Origin of the sequence: Pseudomonas alkylphenolica (assembly GCF_000746525.1) — a bacterium.
GTDB lineage: Bacteria > Pseudomonadota > Gammaproteobacteria > Pseudomonadales > Pseudomonadaceae > Aquipseudomonas > Aquipseudomonas alkylphenolica.
The window spans coordinates 1,745,242-1,762,941 of record NZ_CP009048.1 but is presented as its reverse complement, the minus strand read 5'-3'; the positions used below and the strand labels follow the sequence as shown (position 1 = coordinate 1,762,941).

Annotated in this window: 11 protein-coding genes and 3 pseudogenes; 9 read left to right on the top strand and 5 right to left on the bottom strand. The window is 61.2% G+C overall.

Translation table 11 applies throughout. The features are described from left to right. The first annotated feature begins 3 nt into the window (after nucleotides 1–3). The 5 genes and pseudogenes from PSAKL28_RS08205 (at nucleotide 4) to PSAKL28_RS08185 (ending at nucleotide 6,806) form a co-directional block, all read left to right on the top strand. Nucleotides 4–382: pseudogene (locus PSAKL28_RS08205) on the top strand (phage holin family protein). Next, nucleotides 379–711, top strand: coding sequence for a hypothetical protein (locus tag PSAKL28_RS08200; RefSeq protein WP_038608830.1), 333 nt, complete (start codon nucleotides 379–381; stop codon nucleotides 709–711). Before PSAKL28_RS08205 ends, PSAKL28_RS08200 begins: the two are co-directional and overlap by 4 nt. A gap of 161 nt (nucleotides 712–872) precedes the next feature. Continuing rightward, on the top strand, nucleotides 873–2,204 hold the full coding sequence (locus PSAKL28_RS08195; RefSeq protein WP_038608828.1) for a deoxyguanosinetriphosphate triphosphohydrolase: 1,332 nt from the start codon (nucleotides 873–875) through the stop codon (nucleotides 2,202–2,204). A gap of 307 nt (nucleotides 2,205–2,511) precedes the next feature. After that, nucleotides 2,512–3,138: a response regulator transcription factor gene (locus PSAKL28_RS08190; RefSeq protein WP_038608826.1), complete on the top strand. Its 627-nt coding sequence runs from the start codon at nucleotides 2,512–2,514 to the stop codon at nucleotides 3,136–3,138. Nucleotides 3,139–3,146: 8 nt separating this feature from the next. Next, nucleotides 3,147–6,806 carry a transporter substrate-binding domain-containing protein gene (locus PSAKL28_RS08185; RefSeq protein ID WP_038608823.1) on the top strand — a complete coding sequence of 1,220 codons (3,660 nt, stop codon included), beginning with the start codon at nucleotides 3,147–3,149 and terminating at the stop codon, nucleotides 6,804–6,806. A 41-nt stretch (nucleotides 6,807–6,847) separates the two neighbouring features. Here the strand turns inward: PSAKL28_RS08185 and PSAKL28_RS08180 are convergent, their stop codons facing one another. Further along, on the bottom strand, nucleotides 6,848–7,192 hold the full coding sequence (locus PSAKL28_RS08180) for a YggL family protein (RefSeq protein WP_038608821.1): 345 nt from the start codon (nucleotides 7,190–7,192) through the stop codon (nucleotides 6,848–6,850). 204 nt (nucleotides 7,193–7,396) lie between these two features. Between PSAKL28_RS08180 and dacB the strand changes: the two genes are divergently transcribed. Further along, complete coding sequence (dacB, locus tag PSAKL28_RS08175) at nucleotides 7,397–8,860, top strand: D-alanyl-D-alanine carboxypeptidase/D-alanyl-D-alanine endopeptidase (RefSeq protein ID WP_038608819.1); 1,464 nt, start codon at nucleotides 7,397–7,399, stop codon at nucleotides 8,858–8,860. A gap of 4 nt (nucleotides 8,861–8,864) precedes the next feature. Here the strand turns inward: dacB and PSAKL28_RS08170 are convergent. Further along, nucleotides 8,865–9,170, bottom strand: a pseudogene (locus PSAKL28_RS08170) (GGDEF domain-containing protein); the annotation flags it as partial. 204 nt (nucleotides 9,171–9,374) lie between these two features. Between PSAKL28_RS08170 and istA the strand changes: the two are divergent. After that, a complete protein-coding gene (gene istA / locus PSAKL28_RS08165; RefSeq protein ID WP_019364253.1) occupies nucleotides 9,375–10,889 on the top strand; it encodes an IS21-like element IS1491 family transposase in 1,515 nt (504 codons plus the stop codon). 17 nt (nucleotides 10,890–10,906) lie between these two features. Then, nucleotides 10,907–11,662: an IS21-like element ISPpu7 family helper ATPase IstB gene (gene istB / locus PSAKL28_RS08160; RefSeq protein WP_003290589.1), complete on the top strand. Its 756-nt coding sequence runs from the start codon at nucleotides 10,907–10,909 to the stop codon at nucleotides 11,660–11,662. A 128-nt stretch (nucleotides 11,663–11,790) separates the two neighbouring features. Here istB and PSAKL28_RS08155 read toward each other — a convergent pair. Both PSAKL28_RS08155 and rlmKL read right to left on the bottom strand, forming a co-directional pair. Further along, nucleotides 11,791–13,410: pseudogene (locus PSAKL28_RS08155) on the bottom strand (CHASE domain-containing protein); the annotation flags it as partial. A 106-nt stretch (nucleotides 13,411–13,516) separates the two neighbouring features. Beyond that, nucleotides 13,517–15,718: a bifunctional 23S rRNA (guanine(2069)-N(7))-methyltransferase RlmK/23S rRNA (guanine(2445)-N(2))-methyltransferase RlmL gene (gene rlmKL / locus PSAKL28_RS08150; RefSeq protein ID WP_038608815.1), complete on the bottom strand. Its 2,202-nt coding sequence runs from the start codon at nucleotides 15,716–15,718 to the stop codon at nucleotides 13,517–13,519. 540 nt (nucleotides 15,719–16,258) lie between these two features. Between rlmKL and rmf the strand changes: the two genes are divergently transcribed. Further along, the gene (gene rmf, locus PSAKL28_RS26760; RefSeq protein ID WP_010223328.1) at nucleotides 16,259–16,474 is read left to right on the top strand and encodes a ribosome modulation factor; all 216 of its coding nucleotides are present in this window, start codon (nucleotides 16,259–16,261) and stop codon (nucleotides 16,472–16,474) included. Between the two features lie 95 nt (nucleotides 16,475–16,569). On the opposite strand, the gene PSAKL28_RS08145 is transcribed toward rmf, so the two are convergent. Next, a complete protein-coding gene (locus PSAKL28_RS08145; protein ID WP_038608813.1) occupies nucleotides 16,570–17,592 on the bottom strand; it encodes a quinone-dependent dihydroorotate dehydrogenase in 1,023 nt (340 codons plus the stop codon). Between the last annotated feature and the right edge of the window lie 108 nt (nucleotides 17,593–17,700).

Below are 17,700 nucleotides of genomic sequence, written 5' to 3'. Positions count from 1 at the left end.
GCTATGGAAAGCGAATCCAACAGCACTGGCACTGCGTCGAGCAAACGCCTGGGTGCAGCCGTACTCGGCCTGTTGCACGGCCATGTCGAGCTGTTCGGTATAGAACTGCAAGAACAGAAAGCGCGCACGCTGGGCCTGTTGCTGTTTGCTGGCCTGGCCCTGGTGTTTGCCCTGCTATTGCTGGTTGCGCTCTCAGCCCTGGTACTGGTGCTGCTCTGGGACAGTTACCGCCTCGCCGGTATCGTCGGCCTGTGTGTGTTCTATGGTGTGGCGGCGCTGTTTTTGCGCCCTGCGCCTGAGAGCGGCGGTATACGATGAATCGTCGCCCTTCAGCTCGACCCTCGAAGAACTCGCCAAGGACCGGGAGCGCCTGTTGCCATGAGCCTGCCTGAACTACCGAAAACCACCAACCGGCGTGAGCTGCGCAAGGCGCTGGTGCGCCTGCGCCTGGAGATGCACCGCCAGGAAATCCGCCATGAGTCCGGGCAGTTGCTCAACCCCCTGACCCGTCTGCGCGCCATGGGCGACAGCCTGCAGGGTGGACTGGGCATCAAGCATGCACCACTGTGGGGAATCGCTGCGGTGGTGGTGCTGGGATTCCTGACCGGCAAGGGCGCCAAAAACGGTAGCCTGAGCCGGATGATTCGCGTCGGTAGCAGCCTGCTGCCGTTGCTCAAGCTGGTCATGCAGGGCGCTGCCAGCAAGCGCTAAATACCTGGCTCGGTGGGAGCGGGCTTGCCCCGCGATTGCGAACTGCCAGTCACATCGCATCGCGGGACAAGCCCGCTCCCACTAGGGAAGGCAGTTGCCGCTTGCAGGTGCCGCGCCGACACGGGAAGCTAGGCGCCTGCCCCTGTTTTGGAGAACCGGCCTTGGACTGGCACACCCTGCTCACCCGCGAACGTCTCGGCAAGACCCTGCACAGCCCTGAAGAGCTGGGCCGCAGCCCCTTCCACAAGGACCATGACCGGATCATTTTCTCCGGTGCCTTCCGCCGCCTGGGACGCAAGACCCAAGTGCACCCGGTATCCAGCAACGATCATATCCACACACGCCTGACCCATTCGCTGGAAGTCAGCTGCGTCGGCCGTTCACTGGGCATGCGTGTCGGTGAAACGCTGCGTCGCCAGCTGCCTGAATGGTGCGAGCCCAGCGATCTTGGCATGGTCGTGCAGTCAGCCTGCCTTGCTCACGACATCGGCAACCCGCCCTTTGGCCACTCCGGTGAAGATGCCATTCGCCACTGGTTCCAGCAGGCAGCCGGGCGCGGCTGGCTCGATGCGATGACCGACGCCGAGCGTGCCGATTTTCTCAATTTCGAAGGCAACGCCCAGGGCTTCCGGGTCCTGACCCAACTGGAGTATCACCAGTTCGACGGCGGCACCCGCCTGACCTATGCAACCCTCGGCACGTACCTGAAATACCCCTGGACCGCCCGCCATGCCGACGCACTGGGCTACAAGAAGCACAAGTTCGGCTGCTATCAGAGCGAACTGCCATTGCTGGAACAGATTGCCGGCAAACTCGGCCTGCCGCAGATTGAAGATCAACGCTGGGCCCGGCACCCCTTGGTGTATCTGATGGAAGCCGCCGACGACATCTGCTACGCCCTGATCGACCTCGAAGACGGTCTGGAAATGGAGCTGCTCGACTACCCGGAAGTGGAATCGCTGCTGTTGAACCTGGTGGGTGACGATCTGCCGGAAACCTACCGCCAGCTGGGCCCCGGCGATTCACGTCGGCGCAAGCTGGCGATTCTGCGCGGCAAGGCCATCGAGCACCTGACCAATGCCGCCGCCCGCGCGTTTGTCGAACAGCAGGATGCCTTGCTGTCGGGGCGTTTGCAGGGCGACCTGGTCGAACACATGCATGGCCCGGCCAAACGCTGCGTCCTGCAAGCCAAGGACATGGCACGCAAGAAGATCTTCCAGGACAAGCGCAAGACACTGCATGAAATCGGCGCCTACACCACCCTCGAAATACTGCTCAACTCTTTCTGCGGCGCGGCGCTTGAACAACACGGCGGCCGCACGCCATCGTTCAAGAGCCGACGCATCCTCGACCTGCTCGGCAATAGCGCCCCCAGTCCCGATGCACCACTGTATACATCGTTCCTGCGCATGATCGACTTCATTGCCGGGATGACCGACAGCTACGCCAGTGAAATGGCACGGGAGATGACGGGACGTTCAAGCCCGGTGTAAGCGTATTACGCGCCCGCCAGGTGTGAGGAGCGATGTCGGGCTCACACCTGGCTACCTGTTAATACATATCACCGCAGGACAAGGACTACATGGCGAAAATAGTTTAAACAAACCAAACAAACAGAAACATTTAGTTACCAACACCCACACTTGAAGCAACAGCATGAAACAACACTTGTAGTCCATGCCTTCATTTATAGTCGGATATTTCCTATATAGCACTTAGCTCCCTTTCTGTTCGTGTGCGCCCTGTTCTATCTGCGTTAAGGTGCCAGCTTAATCGACACCTTTCCTGGATAAGTTCACCATGCAATCTGTATTTATCATCGACGATCACCCAGTCATCCGCCTGGCTGTGCGCATGCTCCTGGAGAATGAAGGCTATTGCGTAGTCGGAGAGTCGGACAACGGCGTGGACGCCATGCAGATGGTCCGCGAATGCCTGCCCGACTTGATCATCCTCGACATCAGCATCCCCAGACTCGATGGCCTGGAAGTGTTGTCACGCTTTCATAGCATGGCCATCCCCCTGAAAATCCTGGTGCTCACCGCACAGTCGCCGGCGTTGTTTGCCGTACGCTGCATGCACTCCGGCGCCGCCGGCTATGTATGCAAACAGGAAGACCTGAGCGAGTTGCTCAGTGCGATCAAAGCAGTGTTGTCGGGTTACAACTACTTCCCCAGTCAGGCGATCAGCAACTTGCGCCCTCACGACAACGAACACTGTGAACTGGAACTATTCAAGCAAGTCAATGACCGGGAATTGATGGTCCTGCAACTCTTTGCCCAAGGCAGAAGCAACAAGGAAATTGCCCAAGGGATGTTCCTCAGCAACAAAACTGTCAGCACTTATAAAAAGCGCTTGATGCAAAAACTCAAAGCCAAGTCCTTGGTCGAACTCATTGAAATGGCCAAACGCAATGCTCTGGTTTGAATCAGGCCATGCCTAGCCGCACCCTCTATTGTTGCCTGTGCAGCCTCCTGGCCTGCCTGTACCTGCTACCTACGGCATATGCCGACGACGTACAGGCCAGCCAGCACCGGTTGCTAAGCCGCTCGCAACCGGTGAGCGTGAACCTCCCGCTGAGTTCGGCGCAACGACGCTGGATCGCAGGCAAAAAACAATTGTTGCTGGGTACTTCGGCACCGGATTATCCGCCCTTCGACATGACCGCCAGCGGTCGCGACTACGAAGGCCTGACTGCTGACATTGCCGGAATACTGCAAAACACGCTGCGATTGCCTATTCAGGTCCGGCGCTTTGCCAGCCGCCAGGAAGCGGTAAAGGCCCTGACTCTGGGGCAGATAGACCTGCTCGGCAGTGCCAATGGCTTCGAAGCCTCTACACCGGGGGTGGTGCTTTCCAGACCTTACGCCATCGATCAGCCGGTGCTGGTGACCCGCGAAAACGAAAGCCGCCCGCTTGATACCGGTCTGGCTGGCCTGCGCCTGAGCATGGTCTATCACTACTTGCCGCTTGCAGAGGTACGGGCCAACTACCCGAAGGCAACGATTCAGACCTACCCCTCCTATCTGAATGCCCTCAATGCCGTCGCCTTCGATCAGGCCGACGTGTTTCTCGGCGATACCATTTCCACCCATTACATGATCAATCAGGGCCATCTGCAGAACGTCAAGATGGCCAATTTCAGCAAACACGAACCGGTCGGCTTCAGCTTTGCCGTACAGCAAAGCAACCCCACCCTGCTGCAGTTGATCAACGCCACCCTCGACAACCTCTCAAGCACTACCCGTAAAGACATTTTCAAACGCTGGAGCGCAGGCAGCGACCTGCTGCTGACTGATCGCAAACTGCAACTCTCGCAACGCGAAGAGCACTGGCTGAGCAAGCACCCGGTGGTCCGTGTAGTGGTCAACGAAACCGCAGCACCCCTGACGTTTTTCGATAACACCGGCAACTTTCGCGGAATTGCCGCCGACCTGCTTGAGCTGATCCGCTTGCGCACCGGTTTGCGCTTCGAAGTGCAGCGCGCCAGCGGCATCAGTGACATGATCGATCGTGTAAACCACAACCAGGCCGATGTAATTGCCGCCATCTCGCCGAGCAAGCACCGGGAAAGCACCCTGCATATCAGCCGCCCCTACCTGGAAAACTCCTACGTGCTGGTGACCCGCACAGGAGCGGACCAACCCACCTCGCTGGAACAGCTTTCAGCTCGCCGCGTGGCCCTGACCCGCGACAGCCCTCTGGTCGACAGGTTGCGTGCACGAGCGGCCGGCATACAGCTGGTGGAGACCGAAAGCGCCGCGCACTCCGCATCCTTACTGGCCAGCGGCCATGTCGACGCTGCGATCATGGCGCTGATCAACGCCAACTTCAGCCTGGCGACCCAGCATGGGCTGGTCATTCGCGCTTCCGTTGGTGCCGAACCTGCAACCTTTTCGATGGCGACCGCCAGGCATTCCCAAGAGCTGGCTTCGATTCTGAACAAGGCACTGCTGAGTATCGCGCCGGAAGAACTGGGCGTTATCAACAGCCGTTGGCGTGGCTACAGCACCGAAACCGATGCCTACTGGAGCAAGTACCACCAACTGGTCCTGCAAATCGTGCTGGGCACCAGCGTGCTCCTGTTGCTGTCGCTGGCCTGGAATGCCTGGATGCGCCGCCAGATCAAACAACGCGAAGCCGCAGAGCGCGCCTTGGGCGATCAGCTCGAATTCATGCGCACGCTGCTCAACGGCACACCTCACCCGATGTATGTACGTGACCGTGAAGGGCTGCTGCAAAGTTGCAACGACAGCTACCTGGAGGCCGTTCAGTTACAGCTTGATGAGGTGCTGGGCAAACGCCTGGATGATGGCGCGCTGGGCGACAGCGGCTATGCCAGCCAGATTCAGGCCGACTACCAGCAAGTAATGCGCGAGGGCGTGCCACTGATCATTGATCGTCCGCTGCTGATCAATGACAGGACAATGACCATTTACCACTGGATCCTGCCTTACCGGGACTCGCTCGGTGAGGTCCAGGGCATCATCGGCGGCTGGATCGATATCAGTGAACGACGCCAGTTGATCCAGGACCTGAGCCAGGCCAAGCAGCAGGCCGATGATGCCAATCGCGCCAAGAGCACCTTTCTGGCAACCATCAGTCATGAAATCCGTACCCCGATGAACGCCATCCTTGGCATGCTCGAGCTAGCCTTGGAAAAAGCCGACCAGGGGCAGCTGGATCGACCGGCAGTTGAAGTGGCCTACAGTTCGGCAAACGACTTGCTGGCCCTGATCGGCGACATACTCGACATCGCCCGCATCGAGTCCGGGCACCTTGGTCTGGCGCTGGAACGGGTCGGCCTGAGGGCGCTGGTGGAGTCTGTCGGACGCGTGTTCGATGGCCTGGCGCGCCAGAAAAACCTGCGCCTGATGATCCGTATCGCACCCAGCGCGCATGTCGATGTTCATCTGGACCCGCTACGGATGAAGCAGATCCTTTCGAATATGGTCAGCAATGCAATCAAGTTCACCGAGCAAGGCCAGGTCATCATTGAACTGAGCCTGGAACCTGGCCCCGAGCCGGATCTTGCCAGGCTTGAACTGAGCGTACAGGACACCGGTATCGGCATTCGCGATGAGGACCAGCAACGCCTGTTCCTGCCCTTCGCCCAAGCCAACCCCGATAGCAAGCTGGCGCGTAGCGGTACAGGCCTGGGTCTGTCGATCAGTCGCGACCTGTGCCACCTGATGGGCGGCAACCTGACCCTGCACAGTGTGTTTGGCCAGGGTACCCGCGTGCAGGTCAGCATGCCGGTGACGCTGATGACCAGCCCGCCCGGCGAGCCTGCCGTGATTGCCGAACCCTGCCTGTCCGTTGCTGCCCTGAAGGTGCTGGTGGTCGATGACCATCCGGCCAACCTGTTGCTACTGACCCAACAACTGAACTACCTGGGGTTGCAGCACCGCAGTGTCGATAACGGCCTGGAGGCTCTGGAGATATGGCGGCGGGAGGCATTCGATGTGCTGATCATCGACTGCAACATGCCAGGCATCGATGGTTACCAACTTGCCCAGGCGATACGCGCTGACGAAAACGCACAACAATGGCCGCGCTGCACCCTACTGGGTTACACCGCCAACGCCCAGCCGGAGGTCCGCAGGCAATGCCTACAAGCTGGCATGGATGACTGCCTGCTCAAGCCGATCAGCCTCAAGGCGCTGGGCCAGCGCCTGGCCAGGATACAACCTCTCCCCCAACGCGCCGGTGCCGCCCACTCTGCCCTGTTCGACCTGCAAGGCCTGGAGCCCGTGGTGGGCAACAGCGCCATCGACTTGCAAGCATTGCTGAAACAGCTTCAACAGAGTTTTAGCAAGGACCGGATAGCGCTGGCGGAGCTTGACCCTGAACGGCAAACCGATCGGTTGAAGGACGAAGCGCATCGTATTCTCGGTGCCGCGCGGATCATTCAGGCCAACGCCTTGATCGATGCCTGCGAACAGCTGGAATCAGACTGCCAGGCGAATGCGCCGGTACCCACGCTCGAGCTTCACCAGCAACAGCTGACGGCCGCCATGGCAGAGGTGGAACAGGCACTTGAACGGCACTTGCACCCAGAGGGCTCAGCCAGTGCGACGGCAAAGGTGAGCTGAAAACAAAACGGCGGCCACTGGGGCCGCCGTTTCTTCAGGCATCAGGCAACCGGATTGATCGGTTTTTCCGGATACCAGGCGTCCAGCAGCGGGCTGACTTCGATCTTGGTCAGCTCGTTGCGGCCTTTGAGCCAGCTTTCAACGGCAGCGCGTTGTTCTTCAGTGACCGAACCACGATCTGCTTTGCAAACCAGACCGAAGTCGTCGCCGCCAACATAGTCCAGACCGTTGGCTTCCATGGCGTCATCGAGGAACGCATCGAGGAAGGCATCAACGGCTTCGTCGGTCAGGTCTTCCTTGAACTCCAGGTTCAGTTCAAAACCCAGCTCCTGGAATTCATCCACGCAGAGTTTTTTGCGCAGACGGCGGGAACGGTTAGTGGCCATGAAACAATCCTCTTGAGTAATAACGCGGCGCACTTTACCAGTTTCGCCGCGAGGCTGCCGGAATAAAAGCCGACAAGCCACCCTGTCGCACTGCCCCATCTCCCTGCGCCTTGGGGCATAATGCGCGCTATATTTTTCACTCCGGGGCCTTCACCTTTCCTTGCTCCGTTTTTTTCACCCCTCGCTTGCAGGGTTTTATTGCACATGATCAGATCTCTACGCCCTCTTCTGCTTGCCGGCCTGCTCCTGCCCGTTGCCTTGCCTTCCCAGGCCGCGGCCGTCAACACCACGCTGCCCGCCAAAGTACAGCAAGCGCTGAAAACCAATAAATTGCAGGACTCGGCCCTGTCGCTGGTGATGCTGCCGCTCAACGGCCCTGGCACGCCAACCGTGTTCAATGCCGACATCTCGGTCAACCCGGCCTCGACCATGAAGCTGGTCACCACCTATGCGGCCCTGGAGCTGCTCGGCCCGACTCACCAGTGGAAGACCGAGTTCTACAGCGACGGCCCGCTGCGTAACGGCACCCTGCAGGGCAACCTCTACCTCAAAGGCGGCGGTGACCCGAAGCTGAACATGGAAAAGCTCTGGCTGTTGATGCGCGACCTGCGCGCCAACGGGGTGCAAACCATCAGCGGCGACCTGGTGCTTGATCGCAGCCACTTCGTGCAACCCGTGCTGCCCCAGTTCAATGATGACGGCGGCGACGAAAACAAGCCGTTCCTGGTCAAGCCCGACTCCCTGCTGATCAACCTCAAGGCCCTGCGCTTCGTCGCCCGCAACGACGGTGGCAAGGTGCTGGTATCGGTCGAACCACCGATTGCCAGCATCCGTATCGACAACCAGGTCAAGGCAGTCAACAGCAAGCAATGCAGCGGCGATGTGCGCTACAACCCGGTCACCCAGGCAGACGGCGTTACCGTCGTGGTCAGCGGTCAGTTGGCTGACGGCTGCAACTCGCAGACCTACCTGTCGCTGCTCGACCACCCGACCTATGCCGCCGGTGCGGTACGGGCCATCTGGAATGAACTGGGTGGCACCATCCAGGGTCGCGACCGGATCGACAACGTGCCGAAAAGTGCCCGCCTGCTGGCACGCGCCTTCTCGCCTGACCTGGTCGAGATCATTCGCGACATCAACAAATACAGTAACAACACCATGGCCCAGCAGCTGTTCCTGAGCCTGGGCGCGCAGTTCCGCACCGATGCCGATGGCGACGACGCCCGTGCAGCACAGCGTGTGGTACGCCAGTGGCTGGCGAAAAAGGGCATCACTGCACCGCACCTGATCATGGAGAACGGCTCCGGCTTGTCTCGCGCCGAACGGGTCAGCACCCGGGAAATGGCAGCCCTGCTGCAGGCTGCCTGGAAAAGCCCCTACGCTGCCGAATTCATCAGCTCGATGCCGCTGGTAGGCATGGATGGCACCATGCGCAAGCGCCTCAAGCGCACCGCGATGACCGGCGAGGCCCATATCAAGACCGGTACCCTGAATACCGTACGCGCGATTGCCGGCTACAGCCGCGACAGCAACGGCAACACCTGGGCGGTGGCGGCGATCCTCAACGATCCAAAACCCTGGGGTGCTTCAGCGGTGCTCGACCAGGTGCTGCTGGACCTCTATCGCCAGCCGAAACTGGTCAACAGCACGGCCTCGGTACAACCCTGAGCATTCAGGAAAGTTCTGCCTCGACCCGGTCGCGGCCAGCTTGTTTGGCCGCATAGACGCCGGAGTCGGCGCGTAGCAACAAGGCATCGGCGCCCTCCCCCGGGCGCCAGCCGGCCACGCCAAAACTGGCAGTGACCTGCCCAACCCCCTCGACGACGACACTGCGCACCCCCTGCCACAATTCCAGGGCCAGCGAGTGCGCCTGCTCGGCGTTACTGCCCGGGCACAAGACCATGAACTCCTCTCCGCCCAGACGACAAAACACATCGGTGCGGCGCAGACGCTGACTGATGCGCTGGCACAGGCTGCGTGCGGATTCCACGGTCATCTGGCCACCCATTCCATGAGCATCTGACCACCGATTCCACGCTGATCCGGCCACCCATTCCACGCGCATCCGGCCACTGATTCCACGGCCATCCGGCCACTCAACCGGGCAGGCAGCTACGCAGGATTTCTTCACTACCATCGACCTCTTTTTCGAAGCAGAGAGGTCGTCGTGGAGCGTTTATCCATGCGTAAGATTCGCGAAGTACTACGTCTCAAGTTCGAGGTCGGACTATCAGCTCGCCAGATTGCGGTCAGCGTGCAGGTCGGTCGTGTCACCGTCGGCGACTACCTCAATCGTTTTGCCGCCAGTGGTCTCAGTTGGCCCTGTTCGTTGTCCGATGCCGAGTTGGAGCAGCAACTGTTCCCGCCGGCCCCGGCGGTTGCCAGCGAGAAGCGGCCTTTACCCGATTGGGCATGGGTGCATGCCGAACTGCGCCGCCCCGGGGTGACCCTGGCGCTGCTCTGGCAGGAGTACCGCCTGAGCCAGCCGCAGGGCTTTCAGTACAGCTGGTTCTGTGAGCACTACCGGGCCTGGCAGGGCAAGCTGGACGTGGTGATGCGTCAGGAGCACCGCGTCGGCGAGAAGCTGTTCGTCGACTATGCCGGCCAGACGGTGCCGGTTATCGACCGCCACAGCGGCGAGATCCGCCAGGCGCAGGTGTTCGTCGCGGTGCTCGGCGCGTCCAGCTACACCTTCGCCGAAGCCACCTGGTCGCAGCAGCTGCCGGACTGGCTAGGCTCGCATACCCGTTGCTTCGCCTTCCTCGGCGGCGTGCCGGAGATCGTGGTGCCGGACAACCTGCGCAGCGCGGTGAGCAAGGCCCATCGTTACGAGCCGGACATCAACCCCAGCTACCGCGACCTTGCCGAGCACTACGGAGTGGCGGTGGTGCCGGCGCGGGCACGCAAACCGCGCGACAAGGCCAAGGCCGAAGTCGGCGTGCAGGTGGTCGAGCGTTGGATCCTCGCGGCCCTGCGCAACCGTCAGTTCTTCTCCTTGGACGAACTCAACAGCGCCATCTCCGTGTTGCTGGAGCGGCTCAACCAACGCCCGTTCAAGAAGCTGCCGGGCTCGCGCCAGACGGCCTTCGACAGCCTGGATCGTCCGGCGCTGCGCCCCCTGCCGGAGCAACCCTACGTCTACGCCGAGTGGAAGAAAGCGCGGGTGCACATCGACTACCACGTCGAGGTCGATGGGCATTACTACTCGGTGCCGTATCAACTGGTGAAGAAGCAGCTGGAGGTGCGCCTGACGGCGCGCACCGTCGAGTGTTTCCACGCCAACCAGCGAGTGGCCAGCCACCTGCGCTCAATGCACAAGGGCCGGCACAGCACGCAGGCCGAGCACATGCCCAAGAGCCATCGCGAGCATGCCGAGTGGACGCCACAACGGCTGATCCGCTGGGCCGAGCAGACCGGGCCGAACACCGCCGGCGTGATCCGGCACATCCTCGAACGGCGCATCCATCCGCAGCAGGGCTACCGGGCCTGCCTGGGCATCCTGCGCCTGGGCAAAACCCACGGCGAAGTGCGCCTGGAGTTGGCCTGCCGTCGCGCCATCAGCCTCGGCACGTGCAGCTACAAGAGCCTCGAATCGATCCTGCGCCAGGGGCTGGAGAACCTGCCGCTGGCCCAGCAGCACCTGCCCCTGCTGCCGGACGACCACGCCAACCTGCGCGGCCCCGGCTACTACCACTGAACACAAGGAATCCCACCATGCTGCCCCATCCGACCCTGGACAAGCTGCAAACCCTGCGCCTGCACGGCATGCTCAAGGCGCTGAACGAACAACTGAAAACCCCGGACATCGACAGCCTGAGCTTCGAGGAACGCCTCGGCCTGCTGGTCGACCGCGAGCTGACTGAACGCGACGACAAGCGCCTGAGCAGCCGCCTGCGCCAGGCCCGGCTCAAGCACAACGCCTGCCTCGAAGACATCGACTACCGCAGCCCGCGCGGGCTGGATAAGGCGCTGATCCTGCAACTGAGCGGCGGCCAGTGGCTACGCGACGGCCTCAACCTGATCATCGGCGGCCCCACCGGTGTCGGTAAAACCTGGCTGGCCTGCGCCCTGGCCCACCAGGCCTGCCGAGAAGGCTACAGCGTGCGTTACCTGCGCTTGCCGCGTTTGCTGGAAGAACTGGGTCTGGCCCATGGCGACGGGCGCTTCGCCAAGCTGATGAGCAGCTACGCCAAGACCGACCTGCTGATCCTCGATGACTGGGGCTTGGCCCCGTTCACCGCCGAACAGCGGCGCGACATGCTGGAGCTACTGGACGACCGCTACGGCCAGCGCTCGACCATCGTTACCAGCCAGATGCCGGTGGACAACTGGCACGAACTGATCGGCGATCCGACCCTGGCCGACGCTATCCTCGACCGCCTGGTGCACAACGCTTACCGGATCAATCTGAAGGGTGAATCAATGCGCAAACGGACGCAGAAATTGACGACGCCAGCCAACCCGGACTAACAATGCCACCCCTGCGTCGCTGCGCTCCGACTGCCCGGCCGGATGGCCGTGGAACAGGTGGCCAGATGGCCCTGGAATGCCTGGCCAGATGAGAGCGGACTGGGTGGCCGGATGGCGTGGAATCCGCATTCACTGGCATAGCTGAAGCATGAGCTGCCATCCAGACGCAGGCGAAACTGGTAAATACCGCCAGGCACTTCGGCACTGAGCTTGTCCAGCAAACGGTCGCGGGCCGCCAGGGCTTCATGCACACGCTTGCGCTCAGTGACATCGATGCAGATCGCCAGGTGACCGACCCACAGGCCATGCTCATCGAGCACTGCCGTCACCAGCATGTTGGCCAGCAGATGGCTGCCGTCTTTACGCTGCAATGTCCACTCACCCGCCTCTTTGCCCCCTTCCTGCACGGTTTGCGCGAACATTGCCTGGGCCGGGGTGATTTCACGGCCATAGCGCTGGCTCAAGTCCCGGGCCCGCTGGTGCAGCTCCTGGGGCGAAATCAGTGCCTCAAGGGTCAGGCTGCCGACCGCTTCGGCACTGCTGTAGCCCAGCATGCGTTCGGCGCCAGCATTGAACGTGCTGATCACGCCACGCAGGTTGGTAGCGACGATCGCGACCTGAGTCGCCGCATCCAGCACACTGCGCAACTGATTGTGGGTATCACGCAGCGACTGCTCACTGATGCGCAGCTCGCCAGTGCGCTGCTCGACCAGGGTCAGGGCGCGCTGACGCTGGCTGAATAGACTGAACAGCAAGGCACTGAGCAATACACTGAGCAAACCACCCAGAAACACCACGGCGGGGACTGCCGAAGAGCGGTTGGCCTGCATGAACGCCAGACTTGGACGGATATCGAGCTGGTAGTCATGGTCGGCCAAGTGCAACAGATGACTGGCGGCCAGCGTTGAGGAGGCACCCCGGTTATCCGACTGGAACAGTACCTCATGCTGGCTGTCCGGCCCGGACAGGTCACGAATACGCACCACCAGGTTGTCCTGGGCCGCGTTGGGCAGCCCCTCGGCCATCAGCTGCCGCATACTGATCACCGCCATGACATACCCCCGCGGCTGCGGGTCAGGATCAAGTGGCGCGAACACTGGCGCCGCCATCAGAATACCGCGGGCGTACGCAGGCTCTACATCGGTAAGGTTGAGCGGCGCAGAGACAGCCATGCTGCCAGGCTTCGCGGCGCGTTGCAGGGTGTCCTGACGCAGGGCCTGGGAAAGCAGGTCGAGACCCAGCGGCTGGCGCTGCAGGCCCAAGGTCTGGGTAAACAGCACCGGGTAGTAGATCGGACGCACGGGTGATACGCGCAAGCTGCCGTCATCCGTCAGTTGCTGGATTTCGTAGGGACGGCCAAGCACCTGACTCGCGCGTTGCTCAAAGGCCTGGCGGGCCGGCCCCGGCACCCGCGGTGCCCAGGAATAGGCCTGGGTACGGTGCAGCAAGGGCCGTGCGTAACCATTGAATTCTTCGAACGTTATTTCAGTGGCAAAGACGAAGAACCGGCGCAGCCCATCCAGGCGCTGCACCTGATCCTCGAAGCGTTCTTCGATACGACTGTAACGCTCACTGGCCAGCAGCTCGAAGCGTTGGCGCAACTGTTGCTGGTACAACTCGTAGGTTGCCAACGCCAGAAACGCGGTCAACAGTCCGCCAGCCACCAGTGCCACAAGGGCAACCAACCAGGCGGACACTTCTTCGCTGACGAAGCCGAGCATCTTTGGACGAACGCCATGCATCGACATAGTTGATAACACTCATAACGCCAGCATGCAGCGTTTCCCAGGTCCTCCTTCAGTTATAGCCATTAGCCACTAATGAAGCAATCCGAGGCCTGGGAGAAGATCGTCTTCAGCGTGCCTGAATGCGCCATGCCCGATGAATCTTGGTGTTACGGGCGAAGTCCGGATCCAGGGTCTGCGCGCTGATTTCCTCTACCGCATAACGTTCGGCCAGACGTTCGTCGAGCTGGAATTTGCGGAAGTTGTTGGAGAAATACAGCACGCCGCCCGGTGCCAGACGCGCTACTGCCAGGTCGAGCAATTCGACATGGTCACGCTGGACATCGAATACACCTTCCATACGCTTGGAGTTGGAGAAGGTCGGCGGATCGATGAAGATCAGGTCGAACTCATCACGGCACGCTTGCAGCCAGGCCATGACATCACCCTGCTCCAGACGGTTCTTGTCGGAGAAGCCATTGAGCGACAGGTTGCGCCGTGCCCAGTCCAGGTACGTCCGGGACAGGTCGACGCTGGTGGTGCTGCGTGCACCGCCCTTGGCCGCATGCACGCTGGCGGTCGCGGTGTAGCAGAACAGGTTGAGGAAACGCTTGCCGGCGGCCTCACGCTGGATACGCATGCGCATCGGCCGGTGATCGAGGAACAGCCCGGTATCCAGGTAGTCGGTCAGGTTGACCAGCAATTTGACGCCACCTTCGCTGACCTCAAGGAACTGGCCCTGGGTGCTCTGGCGCTCGTACTGGCGGGTACCGCTCTGACGCTCGCGACGCTTGACCACCACCCGGCTCTGGTCGATGCCCAGTGCCTGGGGAATTGCGGCCAGGGCATCGAACAGGCGGGCCTGGGCTTTCTCCGGGTCGATCGAACGCGGTGCGGCGTATTCCTGGACGTGTACCCAGTCCTGATACAGGTCGATGGCCAGGGCGTACTCAGGCATGTCAGCGTCATACAGACGATAGCAACTGACCTGCTCGCGCTTGGCCCACTTGCCCAGTTGCTTGAGGTTTTTCTGCAGACGATTGGCGAACATCTGCCCGCCTTCGCTCAAGCGTGCCGGCTCGCTGGCAACAGCTGCCGGCGAACGCTGTTCTTCGTTACCCTGAGCGTCACGCTCGGGCTGGCGACGTTCGCCAGTGACGAACTGGTCGGGCTGCACTTTGATCAGCAACAGCTTGCACGGCAGCGCGCCGTTCCAGAACGCATACTGTTTGTGGCTGCGAATACCCATGCGCTTGCCCAGGTCGGGGGCGCCGGTAAACACCGCTGCTTCCCAGTTCAGGCACGATTGACGCAGACGCTCGCCGAGGTTCTGGTAGAGGTACAGCAGGCTGGCTTCATCACCCAGACGCTCGCCATAGGGCGGGTTACAGATCACCAGGCCCTTCTGGTTCTGGTCTGGACGCGGCTCGAAACTGCCTACCTCGCCCTGGTAGATTTTCACCCAGTCGCTAAGACCGGCACGCTCGACGTTGTTGCGGCCCGGCTGGATCAGCCGCGGATCGGCTTCGTAGCCACGAATCCACAACGGCGGACGGGCAAGACCGGCCTGCGCCCGCGCCTGCGCTTCGTCGTGCAGCTTGCGCCACAACGCCGGCACATGGCCAAGCCAGGCGCTGAAGCCCCAGCGTTCACGCTTGAGGTTGGGGGCGATGTCGGCGGCGATCATCGCCGCTTCCACCAGGAAAGTACCCACACCGCACATCGGGTCAGCCAGCGCACCGCCTTCGGCGGCAATACGCGGCCAGCCGGCACGGATCAGTACGGCGGCGGCAAGGTTTTCCTTGAGCGGCGCAGCCCCCTGCTGCAGACGGTAACCGCGCTGGTGCAGGCTGTGGCCCGACAGGTCCAGGGACAAGATTGCTTCACCACGGTCCAGACGCAGATGCACGCGCAAGTCAGGGTTGAGCTTGTCAACCGAAGGACGCTCGCCATCGCGGGTACGCAGCTTGTCGACAATGGCATCCTTGACCTTCAGGGCGCCGAAATGGGTGTTGTCGATACCCGAGCCATGGCCGCTGAACTCCACGGCCAGCGAACCGCTGGCTTCCAGATGGTCCTGCCACTCGACTTCGTGCACACCATCGTACAGGTCGTCGGCGTTCTTCATGTTGAAGCGCTTGAGCACCAGCAGCACGCGGTTGCCCAGGCGTGACCAGAGGCACAAGCGGTAGGCGGTTTCCATGTCGGCCGAGCCGCGGATGGCCGAGGTGTGTTCACGCACCTCTTCAAGGCCCAGGCCGCGGGCCTCTTCGGCGAGCAGGCCTTCAAGACCTTTGGGGCAGGTTAGGTAGAGTTCGAAACGGTCCGACATGAGGTATCCAGTGCTTTGAGCAATAAGTGGAGGGCAAGCGCATCGCCTTCCGATGTTTAATCGAACGCCTTTCCAGCGAGCGTTCGAATGGCACTGCGGTGAGTGCCGGGCCACCCGGGCAACCTGACCTTTTGCCTGGGGCAGAAAAGTCTTTGATCGCCGGGCAGAATGAAAAATTCACGACTGACAGGGGAAAAATGACCCTTCGTCGTATTGACTGCCTTGTTACAAATTATCACCCGGCGCTCGCCAAGCGACTTCAATTCTTATCAAACCCTGATCATAGCGGGCTTTGCGTCGGATCCAGGCCTGACGCATTTATTTACTTATCCTTTGACCCTAGGAAAGGTTACGTCCTTATGACAAAACGATCATTCACACTGTGTCGTGCATTGGTTAGAACTCATCTCAGGTTGTCACCGCAACGGGGCAACACTTTCGCTCGCGACGCCGGCAGCGAGCGCAAACCGGCAGAACGATTCTGCCCGGCCTCCTAGAGGCCGACGGGACATTACAGTCAACAAGTGAGGGCAACACCCTATGAGAAGACTTAAGCGTGATCCGTTGGAACGAGCATTTTCACGTGGCTACCAATATGGGGTCACCGGCAAATCCCGCGAGCTTTGCCCTTTTACTCTACCGTCTGTACGCCAGGCATGGATCAATGGCTGGCGTGAAGGACGCGGCGACAACTGGGACGGTATGACCGGCACTGCGGGTATTCACAGACTCAACGAACTTCACGCCGTTGGCTGAACGAGGATCTGAATTCATTCACCATGCGCGCCCCATCCGGGCGGCGGGCTAAGGCCCAGGGGCCCCTTCAAGGGGCCCTTTTTTATGCCTGCGTTTCAGCGCGGCATGGCAGCAATGGCGTCCACCGCTTCGCGGATCAGCGCAGGCCCCTTGTAGATGAACCCCGAATAGATCTGCACCAGGCTGGCACCGGCGGCGATCTTCTGTGCCGCATGCTTGCCCTCGGTGATGCCCCCGGCGGCGATGATTGGCAACTTGCCACCCAGCTCACCCGACAGCACCTTGACGATATGCGTGCTCTTTTCCAGTACCGGCGCGCCCGACAGGCCACCGGCCTCGTCGCCATGAGGCAAGCCTTCGACACCTTCACGGCCCAGCGTGGTGTTGGTGGCAATCACCGCATCCATGCCTGACTCAACCAGCGCCGCTGCCACCAGAGCGGTTTCTTCGTCGCTCATGTCCGGAGCGATCTTGATCGCCAACGGTACATGCTTGCCGTACTGCGAAGCCAGTTGCCCGCGGCGCTCGGCCAGGGCATCGAGCAACTGCTTGAGCGAGTCGCCGAACTGCAGGCTACGTAGGCCCGGGGTATTGGGCGAGCTGACGTTGACGGTGATGTAGCTGGCATGGTCGTAGACCTTGTCCAGACAGATCAGGTAGTCGTCCACCGCGCGCTCGACCGGGGTATCAAAGTTCTTGCCGATATTGATGCCCAGCACGCCGCGATATTTCGCCGCCTGCACGCGGTTCAGCAAGTTATCGACACCCAGGTTGTTGAAGCCCATGCGGTTGATGATCGCCTCGGCCTGTGGCAAGCGGAACAGGCGCGGCTTGGGGTTGCCCGGCTGCGGACGCGGCGTGACCGTGCCGATCTCGACAAAACCGAAACCCAGCTGGGCAAAACCATCGATGGCTGCACCGTTCTTGTCCAGACCTGCCGCCAGCCCCACCGGGTTGGCGAACTCCAGGCCCATGACCGTCACCGGCAAGGAGGCCGGGGCCTTGGTCAGCAGCCCGTTCAGGCCCAGGCGGCCACCGGCGCCGATCAGGTCCAGGGACAGGTCATGGGAGGTCTCCGGGGAGAGCTTGAACAGCAACTGGCGGGCCAGGGTATACATGGGCGGGCTTAGCTCGGCGTGAGTGAGGGGGCGATTATATAGGTGGCGCCGTCCGGGGGACAGCGCCGCCTTGGCATATGCGTTGCTTTGTTGACGCTTGATACCGGC